11 protein-coding genes and 2 pseudogenes are annotated in these 17,017 nt (G+C 63.1%); 1 reads left to right on the top strand and 12 read right to left on the bottom strand.

Annotated elements, in window-relative coordinates; all coding sequences use genetic code 11:
• Positions 1 to 18: 18 nt before the first annotated feature.
• The 11 genes and pseudogenes from OXT71_20215 to msrA all read right to left on the bottom strand — a co-directional run bounded on the left by OXT71_20215 (position 19) and on the right by msrA (position 14,433).
• On the bottom strand, positions 19 to 1,905 hold the full coding sequence (locus OXT71_20215; GenBank protein MDE2928715.1) for an SMP-30/gluconolactonase/LRE family protein: 1,887 nt from the start codon (positions 1,903 to 1,905) through the stop codon (positions 19 to 21).
• A 39-nt stretch (positions 1,906 to 1,944) separates the two neighbouring features.
• Complete coding sequence (locus OXT71_20210; protein ID MDE2928714.1) at positions 1,945 to 3,108, bottom strand: sialidase family protein; 1,164 nt, start codon at positions 3,106 to 3,108, stop codon at positions 1,945 to 1,947.
• A gap of 108 nt (positions 3,109 to 3,216) precedes the next feature.
• A complete protein-coding gene (locus tag OXT71_20205) occupies positions 3,217 to 3,960 on the bottom strand; it encodes a SprT family zinc-dependent metalloprotease (protein ID MDE2928713.1) in 744 nt (247 codons plus the stop codon).
• Complete coding sequence (locus tag OXT71_20200) at positions 3,950 to 7,102, bottom strand: type I restriction endonuclease subunit R (protein MDE2928712.1); 3,153 nt, start codon at positions 7,100 to 7,102, stop codon at positions 3,950 to 3,952. Before OXT71_20200 ends, OXT71_20205 begins: the two co-directional genes overlap by 11 nt.
• On the bottom strand, positions 7,099 to 7,407 hold the full coding sequence (locus OXT71_20195) for a hypothetical protein (GenBank protein MDE2928711.1): 309 nt from the start codon (positions 7,405 to 7,407) through the stop codon (positions 7,099 to 7,101). Before OXT71_20195 ends, OXT71_20200 begins: the two co-directional genes overlap by 4 nt.
• The gene (locus OXT71_20190) at positions 7,397 to 8,665 is read right to left on the bottom strand and encodes a restriction endonuclease subunit S (GenBank protein ID MDE2928710.1); all 1,269 of its coding nucleotides are present in this window, start codon (positions 8,663 to 8,665) and stop codon (positions 7,397 to 7,399) included. The genes OXT71_20195 and OXT71_20190 overlap by 11 nt, the downstream gene beginning before the upstream one ends.
• 6 nt (positions 8,666 to 8,671) lie before the next feature.
• Positions 8,672 to 9,853, bottom strand: coding sequence for a PDDEXK nuclease domain-containing protein (locus OXT71_20185; protein MDE2928709.1), 1,182 nt, complete (start codon positions 9,851 to 9,853; stop codon positions 8,672 to 8,674).
• Positions 9,850 to 12,300 (bottom strand): annotated as a pseudogene (locus OXT71_20180) (N-6 DNA methylase). Before OXT71_20180 ends, OXT71_20185 begins: the two are co-directional and overlap by 4 nt.
• A gap of 7 nt (positions 12,301 to 12,307) precedes the next feature.
• Positions 12,308 to 12,472: a hypothetical protein gene (locus tag OXT71_20175; GenBank protein MDE2928708.1), complete on the bottom strand. Its 165-nt coding sequence runs from the start codon at positions 12,470 to 12,472 to the stop codon at positions 12,308 to 12,310.
• A 176-nt stretch (positions 12,473 to 12,648) separates the two neighbouring features.
• Complete coding sequence (locus OXT71_20170; GenBank protein MDE2928707.1) at positions 12,649 to 13,830, bottom strand: RtcB family protein; 1,182 nt, start codon at positions 13,828 to 13,830, stop codon at positions 12,649 to 12,651.
• Positions 13,831 to 13,887: 57 nt separating this feature from the next.
• Positions 13,888 to 14,433: pseudogene (gene msrA / locus OXT71_20165) on the bottom strand (peptide-methionine (S)-S-oxide reductase MsrA).
• Positions 14,434 to 14,716: 283 nt separating this feature from the next.
• Here msrA and OXT71_20160 point away from each other — a divergent pair.
• Positions 14,717 to 15,706 (top strand): pyridoxal-phosphate dependent enzyme, encoded by a 990-nt coding sequence (locus OXT71_20160; GenBank protein ID MDE2928706.1) that lies wholly within the window; start codon positions 14,717 to 14,719, stop codon positions 15,704 to 15,706.
• Between the two features lie 2 nt (positions 15,707 to 15,708).
• Here OXT71_20160 and OXT71_20155 read toward each other — a convergent pair whose 3' ends face one another.
• Positions 15,709 to 16,686: a fumarylacetoacetate hydrolase family protein gene (locus tag OXT71_20155; GenBank protein MDE2928705.1), complete on the bottom strand. Its 978-nt coding sequence runs from the start codon at positions 16,684 to 16,686 to the stop codon at positions 15,709 to 15,711.
• Between the last annotated feature and the right edge of the window lie 331 nt (positions 16,687 to 17,017).

The following is a 17,017-nucleotide window of genomic DNA, read 5'->3' as shown; positions in this document are numbered from 1 at the left end:
CTCCTCTCCAGTGTAGTTTCAAGATCCGTTCCAGATCCTTTCCGAGTAGCTCGGCAACCCCTCCACGCCCAGATTCAGACTCCAAATGGCTCCCGTGCCTCCTTCGCACACCAATAGATTGCCGTCCCGGAAGACCGCGTTGGTGGGGTACAGGCCGGGAAGCCGGATTCGATCCATCACCTCGGCGTCCGGAGAGACCACGGCGATCTGGCCGCGCCCGAATAGTGTGACGTAGAGATCGCCATCGGCGGCGAATCGGATCCCGTCGGGACCGACCCTCCCCGTAAAACGCACGAATTCCTCGAACGGTCCGGCCAAATTTCCCGTCTCGTTCAGAGGCGCGCGCAAGACCTTGCCGCTGGTGGTCTCCACGACATGGATCGCCTTCCCGCCGGGATGAAAATCCAAACCATTGGTGAACTCCAAGCCGTCCGCCAGGACCTCGGCGGTTCCCCGCTCCGTCACCCGCGAGACGGCTCCGGTGGGCCGGCCCCGCCAAGCCGTCCCCGGATCGGTGAAATAGACCTGACCCTCGGGACCGTGAAGGATCTCGTTGGGTCCACGCAGGCGCCGGCCGTCGCCATAGTGGGTGCAGAAGTCCTCCAGCGAACCATCGGGTCCGGCCCGGAGGATCTTGCGCAACTTGTGGTCCGATACCAGGAGGCTCCCGTCCGGATTCACCACCACGCCCTGGGGCTTGCCGCCCGTGGTCAGGAAGCGGGACACCCGGCCTTCGGGTGAGATTTTGGACACGTGGTCGGCGCGGCAGTTGGCCACGAAGAGGTTTCCGCCGGCGTCGAAGGCGGGGCCCTCGGGCATGGAGAGTCCGCGGGCGACCAGGGCCGGCTCCTCCAGATCCCGGGTTCGGGAGAGGGAGCCCCGAATGACTGCGGGAGCGTTCCGCCGCGGCAGCGGCAACTCGACCTGCCGTCCGGTCCGAGCCGAGAGATAGGCGGCTTCCATGATCTCCACGCAGCGAAGCCCGTCCCAACCGGTGAACACCGGCTCCCGGTCCTTCAGAATCCAATCGGCGAAGCTGGTCAACTCTTCGAGATAGGCGCTCCGGAAGCCGGCCTCGTTGTCGAACCCGTGCCGCTCCTCCCATCCGTCGCGGCTCCGAATGGTGACGCTGCAATCGCCGGGATCGTAGAGGATTCCTCCCTGCTCCAGCACGATGTGCACGCCGAAGGCTTGGCGAAAGGTCCGAATCGGAGAGAAGGGGCTGACCTGAAGCGTGGCCACCGCGCCCGACTCGAAGTGGATCAGCATCGAGATCTGGTCTTCGAAATCGCTTCGATGATCGGTCTTCACGGGACTCCTGGCGAACACGTTCCCCGCCTCGCCGCAGATGTGCCGCAGAAAATCGATGTCGTGAACGCCGGAGGCGTGGAGCAAGCCTCCGCCCCGGTCTCGCCGCAGCCACCAGCTCCACCAGTCCCGGTGGTAGAAGCCGTTGATGTTGACCGCCATGACGCGCCCCAGACGGCCGCTCCGAACCACCTGGGACATCTTGGCGTACTGGGGCCGCAGCCGCCGCTTGTGGCCGACCATGAGCTTCACCCCGGCCGCCGTCGCCGCCTCCATCATCCGGTGGCACTCCTCGACGTCGAGCGCCATGGGCTTCTCGCAGAAGATGTGCTTGCCCGCCCGGGCGGCAGCCACGGTTTGGGGACAGTGCAGGTGGTTGGGCGTCGCCAGGAAGACGGCGTCGACCTTGGGATCGCGGAGACATTCGGAGAACGAGTCGTAGGCGTATGTCTGCAGGCTGGCGGCCAGTGCGTCGGCGCCGGCCCGGTCAGAATCATGGCATCCGGCGATCCGGTAGGGCTCCAGCACCTGGATCAGGCGGGCCATGTGCGAGCCGAAATTCCCACAGCCCACAACCGCGATCGCGACTTGCTCCATGCCTCCCCTATGTCGCCCGAGCCGCGTCTCCGAACGTTTTCACGGAAGGTGCTCCAAACGCCAGAAAACACCACTGACCATGGCGATGTTCCGGCTCAGGTTTCCGTGAAAATAGACGCTCAGAAAGCGATTTTCGGAGATCTGCACGCTGGGTGCCGTGAAGGAATGCCCGGGGGGCATGGGGACCAGCACGAATTTTCGGGATTGGTTCATGGCCGTCGTCCCGGTTGCCGTGCCGTCGAGCCAGCGCCGACCGCCGTCGAGACTGATTCTGGCCAGGAGGGTTCCGTCCGGGGCTCCACCCGGGTGCGCCCCCTGATGGGTCACCACCACCCGGTTGTCCGCCGTCCAGAGGATGGTCCCGCGAATCTCGTAGAATCCGGTGAGCCCTCCCGGAACCTCGGCGAATGTGCGGCCGCCGTCGCGCGATTCCAGCAGCAGGCCGTTCTTGTAGATGGAGGGATAGTTGGACTTGGTGCTGGCCGGGGCGCCCGTCTTCTTCAGCGTCTCCGACCTGTCCTCGCCCGCCAGTAGAGGCCTCTGGATCCGGGTCATGGCCAGGATGCGGTCCGAGTCCGCGGGATCGACGGCATAGCCCACTTCGGAGGCAAACCCATGCACCAGGCTCGGTTCGCCCCAACTTTTGCCGCCATCGCGGCTCCGGAACAGGAAAAGGCCGCCCACGTCGGCATCGGGCGAGACCAGTCCATCCTCCATCAGGGACGGATCCTCGTAATACCAGGGGATCCGCCGCAGACCGGCCGAGAACATGAGGGTCCCGTCGGGCCGCTCGATGAATGTGTTGTAGTCGTCGCCGGTCCAGTTGTAAGGCTGCCGGCTCGATTCCGGGGAGAGATCGGAGACGTCGAGCACCGTCGTGGTCCAGGTCTCGCCCGAGTCGGAGGAGTGGCGCACCACCAACTGGGAGGAGTCCTTGACGTGGTCCGCCAACCAGAGCCGTCCGTCGCGGGTGACACCCAGGGCAAAGGCTCTCTCTGTCGGGAGCAGGCTCCAGGTCTTCCCTTGGTCCCGGCTTCGGGCCAGACCCCCGGTCTGGGTGTTCACGAAGATGGACCCGTCGGGATGCCGTACGATTCCCAGCATTCCGCGGACCAGCCGCGTGCCTTGGGGAACGATCTTGACCGTCTCGCCGACCGTGACCTGGACACGCTCCCAGCCGGCCGCGTGGATCGGTACCAGCAACCATGCCAGACTCACAGCACACAGCAGCAACCGTCTTATCGCACACCCCCTTCCCGGGTCCCGGCCCAGTTTACTACCGCCCCGGCTGCAAGAACACAAGGAAGAGAGTTACCTGGTGGGCAGCAATTCCCCCCAGACTTCATCGGCAGGATGGGTGCGATTCAACTCTTCGGCGCGCAGGCACCAACTCGGCATGACGCGGTCCATTATTTCCCGGAAGCGCTCGTTGTGGCTCGGCTCGGCAAGGTGGGCCATCTCGTGGACGACGACGTATTCCAGGCAGGACAGGGGCTTCTTGGCCAGCTCGGAGTTGAGCCAGATACGGCATGCCCCGGCATTGCAGCTTCCCCAGCGGGTCTTCATGCGACGGATGCGCCAGTCGGCCACATGCACACCGAGCCGGGATTCCCACTTGGCGATCACCTCAGGGATATGCTGTCGCAACTGAGCCCGATACCAACGGTAGAACAGGGCCTCGCGGGCGTCGCGGCCGGTCTCGGGGCGCACGCGCATCTCCATCCAGGCATTGTTGCGCAGGCGAATACCGACTGGGCCTCGCGATTCAACCACATCCAGGCGATAGCGTCGTCCCTCGAAGTAGTGACTCTCACCGGATACGAAGTCGCGCTGGGTTTGGCGGTCCTGCTGCTCAAACTCGGCACGCTTGCGCCGAATCCATCCGAGGCGCGAAACAACCGCCAGCCGTATCGCGTCGTCGTCGAGACGCAGTGGAGCCGAGACGCGCACTTGCCCTTCGGGGGGATAGACGCTCAGGTGGAGGTTCTTGATGTCCTTGCGGATGACCGCCACGGGAACGCCGCGGACATCCATGTAGTATCTGTCAGTACTCACTGCGGGCCTTCGCAATTTCGAAGATCGTTCGAGTGTAAGCCTTGAAGGGACCGAGTGCGTCTCGGATCGCCCTGCCGATCCGCTTCTCCTTAATGGGGTGGCCGCGCCAATCGGCCATTCGGACCTTACGGATTGCGCGATCGACAGCCAGCGCCGCCACTTCGCGGAGATTGGTCTCGGTATCCGTCTCCCATCTCACACCCGGCTCGGCCACGCGATCCGCCGGTAATTCGGCCGGCAGGTTGTCGTAGATTGCCCGCAGCGACCGCGTCTTGATCGTCGCGGGATATGATCCCCCATCCACCCCGCGCTTCACCTGCTCGGCGAGCTCGATAATCTTTTTGAGGTAGGCCTCGTACTCGATCGCTTCTTCTCTGCGCTGCTTGATTAGCGCATCGAGCACCGCGGACATCTTCTCGTAGTACTTCGGGTTGACCGCCATCTCATCGACGATCAGGCGGCGGACGTTGTTCTCGATGGTCTCGGCAACGGCACCCTGACTGCTCCGGATACCCTCGGGAAGCCCGTCGATGGCACCCGCACCGTCTCTGACGAGCAGGTCCACGAGCGTCAGATCGTCGAACGCGGAAATGACCTCGCTGTCGTCGGCCCGGATGTAGTTGTCGAGGAGATGCCGCATGGCGGGCTCGAACACCTTCAGATCGACGTAGTCGCCGCTGGCCAGCTTGACTTCCTGGCGGACCTTCTCGTAATGGCCGACCTCGTCCTTGATGGTCTGCCGTTCGGCCTCCGTGTAACCGGCCTCGGTCATCTCGTTGGCCAGATTGGCGTAGGCGCGCAGGAACGCCGCCACCATTCTGTACAGGGTGAGCCGCTTCCGTTCGCTGCCGCCAGGCTGGGTGCCAGCGTCGCCCTCTCCGCCGTGGCAGAAATAGCGCAGGTAAGCGTCCGTGTCGTACGGCGGCTCGACGGGTTCGCACAGCGCCTTGACCGCTTCGCGAGTCTCCTCCAGGCGCTTCCGCCCCTGCTCCAGCCGGTCCTTCAACAGGCCCTCCACGTCTTCGCGGTCGTAGCCCTCGAACGCTTCGCCCGTGTAGTCCTTGATCGCGCCCTCCAACGACCGGAAAAGGTCCTTGTAGTCGATGACGTAGCCGTATTCCTTGTCGTCGCCGTCCAGCCGGTTGACGCGGCAGATCGCCTGGAAAAGACCGTGGTCCTGCATCTTCTTGTCGATGTAGAGATAGGTCGCCGGCGGCGCGTCAAAGCCGGTGAGCAGTTTGTCCACAACGATCAGGAGTTTCATCTGGCCGGGATCGTTCACGAACCGCCGCTTGACCTGCTGCTCGAACTGCTCGGCCTTGTGCAAGGCCTTGTCCGCGGGCTCATCGAAGTAGTCCGCGAGCATCTTCCGATAGACATCGTACTTGAGGAGCCGCTCAGTGAGACCCTCGCCCGTTTCTTCTCCCGTGATGTCACCTGGCGCCGGGGTGTAGGAGGTTACGATGGCGCACCTGTCCTTCAGGTCGGTCTCACTGAATGCCTGGAAGAAGCGGCAGGCGGCGTAGACGCTGTCCGACACAAGCATGGCGTTGCCGCGGCCGCTCTGCAGGCGGTCCTTAATCTCCATGTCCATCAGGATGTCGTCCACGATTTTTCGGATGCGATCGAGCGAACTCGTGACCTTGCGCATGGTGCCCCACCTCTGCCTGAGCTGCGCTCGGGCCAGGTCGCTGAGCCCCTTGGTCTTGAGGTCGAACCATTGGTCGATCTTCGCCTCCGAGGTGATGTTCTGGTCGATGTCCCGCGCCTCGTACCGCAGGTCCAGCACCACTTCGTCGTCCACCGCCTCGTCGTACTTGTAGGTGTGGATGTACGGACCGAAGATCTCGATGCTGCGCTGCTTGTCGGACCTGAGCAGCGGCGTTCCGGTAAAGCCGAACAGGGTGGCCCCGGGGAGGATCGCCTTCATGGCCCTGTGCAGCTTGCCGGACTGGGTCCGGTGACATTCGTCCACGAAGACGAAGATCTCGCCGGGAGGGCGCAAACCACCTGAAATGTGGCTCCGGAGGTCATCCAGGTACTGGTCGACGTTGCCTTCGCCGGAACTGCCGAACTTGTGGACGAGCGAACAGATCAGCGACTTGGCGGGGTCCCGAAGCACCTCCGCGAGGTCGGTGCCGCTCCTCGTACGGTAGATGTCCTCGTCCACTCCGCTGAAGACCTTCTCGATCTGCTCGTCGAGTTCGGTGCGGTCGGTAACGATGAGCACGCGGCCGTCCACGCCCTTGAGCTCACGGATCCACTTTGCCAGCCACACCATCGTGAGGCTCTTTCCGCTGCCCTGCGTGTGCCAGATGATCCCGCCTTCCCGGCGGTTGGCGTACTTCCGGGCCGCCTTCACGCCGAAATACTGGTTATGACGGCAGATTTTCTTCACGCCGGCGTCGAAGACCACGAAGTCGTGGAGGAGTTCGAGCAGGCGCCCAGGGGTGCATAGATGAGTGAGTTCGCAGAGGAGGGGAGAGGTGGTAGTGTCGTCTGGGTCACCGTGTTCCTTCCAGCGGAGCCAGTACTTCTCCGGCGTCTCAATGACGCCGTAGCGGAGCCCCTCGGTCTCGTTGCCCGCCATGACGAGCTGCATCGTGGCGAAGAACGGGCGGATGAAGTCCTTCTTCTGGTTGTCCAGATTCTGGCGGATACCTTCGGACACCGAGACGGTCGAGCGCTTGAGTTCGAGCACCCCGACGGCGATCCCGTTGACGTAGAGCACGATGTCGGGCCGCTTGGTGTGGGTCGCTTCGACCGTGACCTCTTCGGCGATGGCGAAGTCGTTGGCGGCCGGGTTGTCCCAGTCGATCAGGTCGACGGTGACCGTGTGTTCGCCGAGCCCTGGGCTGACCTTGGCTCCGTAGCGGAGGAGACCGTAGACCTCGCGGTTGGCGTCGTAGAGGGTCTTGCCTCCGCCGAGGGCGGCGGCCTTGCCGAGCTTGTCCAGTGCTTTGCTGATGATGGCCGCGTCATGGCCCTGGCGAGTGAGGAACTGCGTGAGGAGGACGGCTTCGATGTTCCGGTTGTTCGGGCGTTCCTGCCAGTCGCCCAGATACTCGTAGCCGAGCTGGTGCCGGAAGTGGTCGACGACCCGGCGCTGGGTGCGGGTTTCGAGCTCGCCGACGGCGCTCATCGGGGGCTCTGAGGGTTGGGGTCGGCGACAGGATCGGGTTTGGCAGAGTAACCGGCCAACACCTTCCAGTAGCCGTCTTTTTCGGGCCAGATCCCCGCCACCTTCCCGGTCGCGCGCAGCTTGTCCAGCTGGTATCGGACGGTGGATCCGTGACGGAGAACATCGGTCACCCCGACGTCCTCGCCGTGATTGTCCCGCCCGATCTCGAGGATGCCGCCCCAGCCATTCGCGAGTCCGCAGATGCAATCCAGGTGCTCGTCGCGCCAGGACGATCTCGGCTCTACGTTGGGCGGTTCAGGCGTCATGGGCGACGTCCTCCGTGTCGGCATCGGGGATGGGCAGGCGGATTGAACCGGTGAGGAGCTGCTGCATCATACCCTGCTTGATTGCGCGGGTCTTGCCGAGGTGTTGCTCCAGGGCGGTGATCTCGGAGTCCATGTCGGAGAGAACGGTGGCGATGGCGCGTTGTTCAGGGAGGGGAGGGAGAACAAAGTCGATGTTGCCTAGGTCGCGCTTGCTAATCTCCAGGAACGTGGAGCCGGTGGCCAAGTCGATCATGCGCTCCTTGAGCGTCACCAGACGGTAGTAGAGGAAGTCGTTGTCGACCGAGTCAGCGCACACCATGGACTTGAATCCTTGGTTTGTAGCGACAGGCATCGAAGCGATCTTGATCTCGCCAATTGTTGCGCGGCTGCAAAGGAGAAGACTGCCGGGAGGCAGCAGACTCGCGCCGCAACTGGCCAATCCTTCCGACGTGATATTCCGGGTCGTGGTGACGAGGTATTTCCCTCGGGATGCTGTGATGTCGGTCGGGACGCACCATGGAATCCGGCCGCCCCAATAGGCGGGGACTCCCGTGCGCGGTGTTCCTCCGTTTCGGATGTTCGCTGCGTCCGCGAAGGTAACCGTCTCCCACTCCCCCCCGAACCCCGGCAGCCGCTTCCTCCCGGTCAGCAGTTCCTGCATCGCGGCCTGCTTGATGGCCCGCTTCTTGGCGATCAGCGCTTCCAGCGATCCGATCAGCTCGTCCACATCGGACAGCACGGCGGCGATGGTGCGCTGTTCGGGGAGGGGAGGGAGGTGGAGCCGGATTTCGGAAAGCGCAGTACCACTGAGGGCTGGCAGGGCGGTCGTGTTCGCGAAAGCACTGAAGCGAATAGTCAGGAGTAAAAAGTAGACGAACGAGATGTCCACGCGTTCGTCGGTCAGCACGAATGCCGCCATGTTGTTGTCGAGACAGCTCGGCTGAGCCAGAATCCTCTTGCGGTCAAGGAACACTGCGGCTCCGACCTTTGCGAATACGATTGACTTTGGTGGAAATGCGGCTGCGCCCAGAAGCTGGCGGGTGTGCTCTGTGATGTGATTGCCACTCTCGGTCAGGAACACGTCGTTTCCATCGCGATTCATGTCTGAGACCTTGAAGAACGGGTAATCACCCTGCGCTCGACCCTGATACCTGACCGGAAAACCGCTGCCGCTGCCGAATCGACCGATATCTCCAACTCGGACCCACTTCCACGCTCCACCGGCCCCCGCAACCTTTAACGGCTGATCCTCACCCATCCCCCCTCATCTCCCAATCCCCCCAATCTCCCGCCTCACCATAGCCACCTCGTCCGCAAGCTCCTCCCGCGACGGCAGGTACAACTGGTACTTCGACGCGTAGATGGTGGCGTCTTCGGGCAGCGTCAACTCGACCACTGCCTCGTTCTTCCGGTCGCAGAGCAGGATTCCGACGGTCGGCAGTTCGTCATCGGTTTTCACGTAGCGGTCGAAGTAGTTCACGTACATCTGCATCTGGCCGAGGTCCTGATGCGTCAACTCCCCGCGTTTCAGGTCGATCAGCACGTAGCAGCGCAGCAGGCGGTTATAGAAGACGAGATCGACGAAGAAGTGACGGTCGTCGAAGCTGAAGCGCTTCTGCCGCGCCTCGAACAGAAAGCCTTTGCCGAGTTCCAGCAAGAACTGCTGGAGCCGGTCGATGATCGCGGTCTCCAGTTCGCTCTCGGAGTAGGCTGGTTTCTCCTCCAGACCGAGGAACTCCAGCACTACCGGATCCTTGATCAGATCCGACGCCTTCTCGACCACGTGACCCTCGCGGGCGAGGCGGCGGACCTCGTGCTTGTCGCGGCTGAGCGCGAGCCGCTCGTACAGCGAGCTGTCCAGTTGCCGCTTGAGTTCACGAACGCTCCAGCCGTTGTCCGCAGCCTCGATCTCGTAGAAACGGCGGGCTTCAGGGTCGGTTACAGACAGCAGGGTCACGTAGTGGGACCAGCCGAGGGGGAACAGTTCGGCGAGTCGTGCGAAGCTTGGAGCCGTTTCTGGCGAGAAACCGGATGAAATCCGAGACACCGTCTCGGAAATCGATTGGTCACGAGAAATCCGAGACATGGTCTCGGGAATCGACTGGTCACCGGAAACCCGAGACGGTAGCGCGAAATCGTCGGTGGCCGAGACATCGGCGACGACATGTTCGTAGCTTCGGTAGAACCGCCGCATCTGCTCTAGAATGTCAACGGAAAAGCCCCGTCCGATCCGCTCCTTCAGGGCCTTCGACAGTTTCTTCAAGGTCTGTCTGCCATACTCCGCCCGGTCCGCGCCGCTCTGCTCGTATTCCACGATGTACCATCCGAACAGCCAATTCCGCACGACCAGCGAGTGGTCCACGGCGCGGGCGGCGGAGCGCCGAGTCTCTTCATGGGTATGCCGACAGAGCTCGACGAGGCGCTCGAAATCAAACGACTGGCTCACGCCGGCAGCCCCATCCGCTTCAGGTGGGACTCGACTCTGGCGCTGTAGTCCTCAACCTGACGCTCCAGCTCCGGCAACGCGTCCGCATACCGCCCTGTCAGCACCCTGACCCGGTCCACCAGACCACCCGCCAGTCGCTCCACCTGCTGCCCGATCCCGGCCTCGACGCTTGCCACCCACTTGTCGTCCACCACGATCTCGGCGATTTCCGCCATGGTCAGCGTCGCGTACCGAACGAGCACTTTCGAGTTCAGCTCCGTCTGTACCGCCTTCGTCGCCCTCTTCGCCGCCGCGAGCGACTACATGTGATCGAGGCAGACTTCCAGCGCGTCGCGCTCGTCACTTCCCCCGGGGTCGTTGCGCACCACCTTCAGTCGCGCCCTGACTGCAGCCTGCGTGACCTTCCCTGCATCTGTCGTCGCGTCCTCAAGCAGACCGTCTTCCCCGGAAAACTCCTCGATGAACTCTTCCAGCTCCCGGGCGACTGCCTCCTCCTTGGCATGCAGGCGGTCGACCTCTGCCTGCTCGGTCGCGAAGTACCTCGCGACGACAAGACCGGGAGGGAGCAGGTCCATCTTGTATTTCTTGCGCTTCACGGTCAGATCGGGGGCCTCGGCTTTCCCCTTGCCCCGCACCGGAACCAGCACGCGCGGCCGCGCCGCCTTGGCCCACCCTTCCGTCACCACCAGGTACACATCGTCCTGCATGACCTCGTCCCAGTAGTCCATCAGACACTGGTAGACGCCGTAGCGATCGAGTAGCGGAAGACCGGCGAAACGCCGCAGCAGGTCCTCTGCAAGATCCCGGATCAGCGCCTTGGACAGGTCGCCCACCTTGAGTGCCCGAAGGCTTGGCGCGTACTCCCGCCGCCAGTCCCCCAACACCCGGGCGATCCGGTCCCGGTACCCATTGAACTCCTCATTCTCAAGCACCACCGACCTCACCTCGTCCGCTTCAACCCGCACATCACTGTATCCGTCTCGCCCATTCGGCAAGAACAGCCGCGACCGCAACCCCGGAAATACATCCCAGTAGTCGCTGAGCGCGTCGATGTCCCGGTCCGGGATGCCACCCCGCAGATGCGCGACCAAGTCATGCCGGTCCTCCGCCTCACTCGAGTCGATGTATCGCGGGATGTTGAGGTTGTAGTCGTTCGTCTCGCTGGCGATCTCGGCCACCGGCACCATACGCGCGTATCCGGTGGTCTCCTTCTGCTCGTTGAACACGTCCACGATCCGGTGGATGTCGCGTTCCCGCAGCCGGTTCTTGGCGCCGTCCTTCCGGAAGCCCTTGCTGGCGTCGACCATGAAGACGCCGTCACGGCGGAGTGCATTCTCCTTGTCGATCACCACGATGCAGGCCGGGATCCCGGTGCCGTAGAAGAGGTTGGCCGGGAGCCCGATGACTCCCCTGATCCAACCGCGCTTGACGAGGTTGCGGCGGATGCCGGCCTCGCGGTTGCTACGGAAGAGGACGCCGTGCGGCATGATGATCGCACCCTTGCCGGTGCTGCCGACGGACGCGACGAGGTGCAGCAGGTAGGCGTAGTCCCCGTTCTTGGCCGGAGGCTCGCCGTACTCGAAGCGGCGGTATTCGTCGTTGGCCGGGTTGAGGCCGTTGGTCCAGGCCTTGTCGGAGAACGGGGGATTGGCGACGGCGAAGTCGAACCGTTTGAGGAGCCCCGGCCCGTCCGTGAACAGCGGGTTCGTGAGCGTGTTGTCCCGCTCGATCTCGGCTGCCTCGCGACCATGAAGGATCAGGTTCATGCGCGCCATCGTCCAGGTCGCAACGTCCTTCTCCTGACCGTAGATGGTCAGCCCGTTCGGCGCCTCGTCGGCGGCCTTGATGAGGAGCGACCCGGAACCGCACGTGGGATCGTACACGGTCTGGTCCCGCCTGGTGTCCGGCCCGATCCCGATCACCTGCGCCATGATGCGGGAGACCTCGGCCGGGGTGTAGAACTGTCCTTTGCTCTTGCCGGACTGGGTCGCGAAGTGGCGCATCAGGTATTCGTACGCGTCGCCCAGCAGGTCGTCGCCATGGGCGCGGTTGGCGCGAAAATCGAGCCCCTCGAAGATCCCGACGAGCTTCGTGAGACGGTCCTGCATCTCCTTGCCCTTGCCGAGCTTGGTCTCGTCGTTGAAGTCGGCCTGGTCGATCACGCCCTTGAGCAGGTATTCGTTGGCGCCGGCGAGCCTGCTGATGACCTTGTTGATCCCGTCGCCGATCTCCTTGGTTCCCTTGAGGGCGACCATGTCGGCGAAGCTGCCTCCCGGCGGCACCGTGATGTCGGCGAAGTCGTCGTCGCCTGCGTACTTGTCCGAGACGTACTTCATGAAGAGCAGCGTAAGGATGTAGTCCTTGTATTGGGACGCATCCATTCCGCCGCGCAGCTCGTCGCAGCTCTGCCAGAGCGAGGAATAGAGGTGGGATTTGCGGAGGGGCATGGCTGGATCAGTACGTGGGCTTGGAGATCAGGGGCGGAACGGCCAACACCTTCGGCTTGGTGCGAGCCAGCACACATTCGGACCGACCGAGCACAACCGTGAGCGCCAGAATGATGTCCAGGTACTTGCCGTGCTTGAAGGTGTCCCGCACCAGATCGGCCATCCGCCACATGACGCTCGTAAACTCGCTGTGGTTAAGGCCTCAATGTAACACGTCGTCCGACGCCGGTCTCGAAACTCGCCAGGTCGGGCTGGCGGGTAGTCGATGGCGGCCCGGACTGAAGAATGCAAAGCGGGAGAGATCCACCGGAACGTCCCGAAATCGGTGTCCCTGATGAAGCCGATGATTCAATCCCGGTAGGGGTTGAACTCGCCGGCGGCGGCCATGGCCACGCCGATGGGGTCGAGGGTGTGCAGGATCCGGATAGTGCCGTGGTGGGCTTCGAGGACCTCGGGCAGGCGTTTGTAGCAGTGGGGCGATTCGTCGGTGCCGGCCCCGCGGAGCTCGACTCCCATGCCACGGACCCAGGCCAGCATCATGTCACGGCTGATTTCTCCCGCCGAGATGCGGATCCGCTTTCCCTTCCTGAATCGGGTCTTGCCGGCGGCCCGGGTCCGGGACATGACCCGACCGGCGCCATGGACGGTTGAGTAGAGGGCCTGCTCGCTCTCTTTTGCGTCGACTCCTTCCAGGATCACGGACCGGTCCCCCATGGAACCCCCGACGAACCCTTTTTGTCCGGGAAAGGCGGGAGTGGCTCCTTTTCGAACCACCCACAGCCGCCGTCCCCCGTGCTCTTCTTCCCAGGCGAAGTTGTGGTGATTGTGAACTTCTTCCAGGATCTCCGCTCCCAGAATGGAAGCGACCTTCTCGCAAACCCAGTCCCGGCCCGCGTAAGCATAGCGGCCGGCCAGCTTCATGCACGCCACGTATTCGGCTCCCAGTTCGGTCTCCACGTCCAGCAGCACCGGGTCCACGTGCATCCCGTTCTTGCCGCCCCCGGCCTTGATGAAGTGAGTGGCCAGCTTGTGGCCCAGACCGCGTGAACCGAAGTGCACCCCGGCCCATATCCGCTCTCGCTCGTCGGAGAAGAGGTCGACGTAGTGGTTGCCGCCGCCGATGGTGCCCAACTGCTTTCGGGCCACCGGTTTCAGCCGCTGGGCCGCCGGTATTTTCCAGGCCGGATCGTCGTCGAAGAGGTCGTGGTCGACCGGCTCCCGGTTGACCCGGCCCACACCGAAGGAGAGGGACTTCCAGATCTCATCCATGACGGACGGGATGCGCTTCCGGATGTCCCCGTAGTCGCAGTCGAGCCGGACCGCCTTGTTGCCGCAGGCGATGTCGAAACCGACGCCCGAAGGGCTCACGCGGCCCGCGTAGGCGATGACTCCGCCGATGGGGACAGCATAACCCAGATGATGGTCCGCCATCAGGGCGCAGTTCTCCGCCTCCCCGGCGCAGTTCTGCATCTGAAGAACCGCGTTCTCCTGGGGATCGCCCCACACCGGAATGTCGCCGATGAACCGCATCTCGACGGAGCGGTGAAACAGGCTGCGTTAGTCCGCCAGTTTGACCTGTCGTCCCTTCCAGACCTTTTCCAGGAACTGATCCCGCCCCGAGTTCCAACGGTAGTAGCGGTAACGAAAGGCGTTCCTCTTGTAGTAGTCCTGGTGGTAGTCCTCGGCCTTGTAGAACCGGTTGAGCTCCCGGATCTCGGTCACGATGGGCCGATCGAACACGCCGGATTCCTCCAGGCGCTTCTTCGATTCCTCGGCCAGCTTCCGTTGCATCTGGTTCTCGTAGAAGATGACCGTCCGGTAGTGGGGTCCACGATCCACGAACTGGCCGCCCGCGTCTGTCGGATCGACGTGCTTCCAGAACACTTCCAGCAACTGGCTGAACGTCACCCGGGACGGATCGTAGATTGCCTGCACCGCCTCGACGTGGCTGGTCCTTCCGGCAGAGACCTGCTTGTAGGTCGGGTTCACCTCGGTTCCACCGGCGTAGCCGGAGATCACCTCTTGGACACCGTCGACCTTTTCAAGGTCCGCCTCGACGCACCAGAAGCATCCTCCCGCCAGCGTTGCCGTCGCCGAGTCCGCGCCGCCGTCGACCGAGTCGTCTCCGGCCAGTTGCGCCCAGGCGGCAGGACCGAACAGGAGCGCCGACACAAAAATCCCGATCACTCCGATCCCGAATAGATGTTTCATCGTCCGACTCCTTCATTGCTGGAACACTGTATCGATGCCTCACTACCATTTTGACTACCGGATTCGAAGGTTGTCCAATTCCAGGGGCGGGAACGACGGCGCCGCGTGTGGTTTTCTCCAAAATCGCGCATCATGATGGCCTCGATCTTGTCGCGACCGGAGAGAGTACTGGTTTGGAGACGACCAATGCAGGAGTGGAATTGAGATGGCTACGCTTCGACCGTCCCCTGAGCGTTCGTTGGCCGCATTGGAGGAGGTCCGCCGGTGGGTGCCGCCGACTCCGTTGACCCGGGAGGATCAACTGTCTCGCCTCCTGGGGACCGAAGTCTACGTCAAGCATGAGTACGAGAGTCCGGTCCGATCCTTCAAGATCCGCGGAGCCGTGAACCTGGTGGCCGACCTGGTGGCCGATCCCGGCATCACCCGCCTCTACACGGTTTCGACCGGGAACCACGGCGCGGCCATGGCCTACGCCTGCCGGCAGTACGGGATGGCGTTGACGGTGGTGGCGCCGGTGGGGGCGGATGAGAGCAAGTTGGCGCTGATCCGGGAGTTCGGAGCCGACCTGGAGCTGCTGGGACGCGATCTGGACGAGGGCAAGGAGATGTTGCTGGCGCGCGGTTTCGAACCGGGCCATCTCTTCATCGAGGACGGGAAGTCGGCCCGGATCGTCGAAGGGACTTCGACGATCGGGCTGGAGCTGGCTGCCCAGCAGCCCGATTTGGAGGCGGTCTTCGTGCCGGTTGGAAACGGCGCCCTGATCGGAGGGCTCGCCAGCAGCTTGAAGGCGGCGAACCCGGCGGTTCAGATCATCGGAATCCAGTCGGAAGAGGCGCCCTGCATGGCATTGTCATTCGCCAACGGCAGGCCGACGGACACTGCCACGGCCGAGACCTTCGCCGGCGGCATGGCGGTGCGGATCGCCATCCCCGAGGCCGTGGAGCTGATGCTGGAGGTGGTGGACCGGATGGTCCTGGTCTCGGAAATCGAATTGAAGCGAGCCATGCTCCTCTTTCAACGGGTCACCGGCACCTTGCCCGAGGGCGCCGGCGCCGGCGCTCTGGCCGCAGCCCTGAAGCTCCGTCAGCAGTCGAAGGAGGACGAACCCTGGTCCTGGGAAAGCGTCTGCCTTATTGCCACCGGCGCCAACGTCGATTCGAAGCTGGTTCGAGAGGTGGAGAGCCTTTCCCTCTGATCTCACCCGGATTCCGCAACCACGGGGTTTTCCAACACTCCGATGGCATCAATTTCGATGCGGACGGTTTCGCCCGGCTGCAGCCAGCGAGGCGGCGTGCGGGTGAAACCGACGCCCGCGGGAGTGCCGGTGGCGATGGTGTCGCCCGGTTCGAGTGTGGCGATGGAGGATAGACAGGCGACGATCGCCGGAATGCGGTGGATCATCGATCCGGTGGTGTCGTCCTGCAAAACCTCGTCGCCGATACGCAGCCGGATGCCGAGCGCGTGGGGATCGGGGATTTCATCGCGCGTCACGAGACACGGCCCCATTGGCGCGAACGTATCGAACGATTTCTGGATGTCGTACGGCCCCGGCGATCCAAACAGAGCACGCAGCGAATAATCCCGTGCGCTCACGTCGTTCAGGATCGTATAGCCGGCGATGTGTTCGTAGGCATTTTCCGCCGGGATGTTTTTCCCTCCGGCGCCGATCACCAGCGCCAGCTCGGCCTCGTAGTCCACCTTTCGACTGTTATGCGGCAGGACAATTGGCTGGCCGGGGCCGATGACGGCGGTCGACCACTTGGTGAAGAACAGCGGCACGTTCCGGGGCGCCTTTACGGTGGCCTCCCTGCCATGTTCCTCGTAGTTGACCCAAGCCGCAATCAGCTTGGGAGGGCGTGGAACCGGCGCAAGAAGCTGCGTGGTTGCGAGGGGTAGCAGCATGCGCCGCCGGAGATACTCTTCCTTCGCGCCCGGCAGTTGTTCTTCGACGTAGGCGAGCGCTTTCCTCGCCGTCTGCAATGCTTCGTCACCACGTTCGAGGAACTCGACCATCAGCGTCGGCAGAGGCCGTGAGACGTGCCGCCCCCGAATCAGGTCCCGGCTGCCCCGCATCAGTTCCCCATGGGCGCGGCTCAGATCAATGATCAGATCGCCCGATTGGCTGAGCGCGCCGAGCCGGGTCTCTTCTGAATGAAGGTAGCTGACGAGTTTCATGAGCGGGGGGATGATTTGTGGTTGGAATTATAGCCTGGGCCATTTATTTGATCCATATGCCTGTCCCGGGACTGTCTGGCGGCAGTGGAGATCTGGTGGCGTCAGGTGTACTATTCGCCAAAAAAAGCCCCCGTCAGCGTCCTCTTTGTGGTGGTGTAGTCCTACGGATATTCCGGCGAAAGGAGATCACAACATGCATTTCGTAATTTTCGCGACTCACAAAGTAGAAATGGGACAGTAACGAATCCGTTTGGAGGATGCATTCGTCGGCGACAGTCCGTATGCCCGGTCGGGAACCTTCGCCGAGTCGCACGTCCGCCCATGGAACTGG

The organism is Acidobacteriota bacterium, assembly GCA_028874215.1.
Taxonomy (GTDB): Bacteria; Acidobacteriota; UBA6911; order RPQK01; family JAJDTT01; genus JAJDTT01.
The sequence above is the reverse complement of the archived record's forward strand: the minus strand, read 5'-3'. Positions and strand labels throughout refer to the sequence as shown.